Origin of the sequence: Synechococcus sp. R55.7 (assembly GCF_047461955.1) — a bacterium.
Classification (GTDB): domain Bacteria; phylum Cyanobacteriota; class Cyanobacteriia; order Thermostichales; family Thermostichaceae; genus Thermostichus.
Genome location: NZ_JANSIC010000503.1, coordinates 1 through 585 on the forward strand (window position 1 = coordinate 1; position 585 = coordinate 585).

A 585-nucleotide genomic window follows, 5' to 3' on the forward strand; every position below is an offset into this window, starting at 1 on the left:
CGGAGCGGGCTTTCAGTAGCCCTGAGCCTGTTCTGCTCTACCAGAGAACAAAACAAGCCCGGACCTCTAGGCTGGTTTACGACAGCCCCCAAAAGCGCAATCACATTCGCACCATTCAAATCCGCATCCCCTTCCCATCCACAGTGTCCACACTTAAACTGCTTCCCACTGCGATAGGATTGCGCAGGGTCGGGATGAATGTGCAAGCACCGGTGACAGGTCTGCGACGTGTAGGCAGGCGGCACAAGAATCAGAGAAACCCCTGCAACCCTCGCCTTGTATTCCAGAAACTGACGTAGTTGGTAGAACGCCCAACTGTTGGCCCTGCGCCGCTCGGCTTTGCTGCGGGGTTGTTGATTGACTCTTTTCCGGATCCCTGTCAGGTCTTCCAGGGCGATAGCGCTGTTGGTAGCTTTTGCCCTAGAGACAATAGCTTTGGAGATGCGATGATTGACCCACGTTTTTGCTACGCAACGCTGACGCGACTGAAAGCGTCTCTCCTTGCCAGACAGCCGTTGCAACAGTTGACGGCATCTGCGCCGCGAACTGCGTGTGCCCTTACTGGCTTTGCGTTGGAGTACCGCC

Annotated in this window: 1 protein-coding gene; it reads right to left on the reverse strand. The window is 55.9% G+C overall.

Annotation, left to right across the window (positions count from 1 at the left end; translation table 11 throughout):
• Positions 1-585: RNA-guided endonuclease TnpB family protein (locus tag NW820_RS13380; RefSeq protein WP_414407773.1), on the reverse strand; the 585-nt coding region annotated here is incomplete at both ends.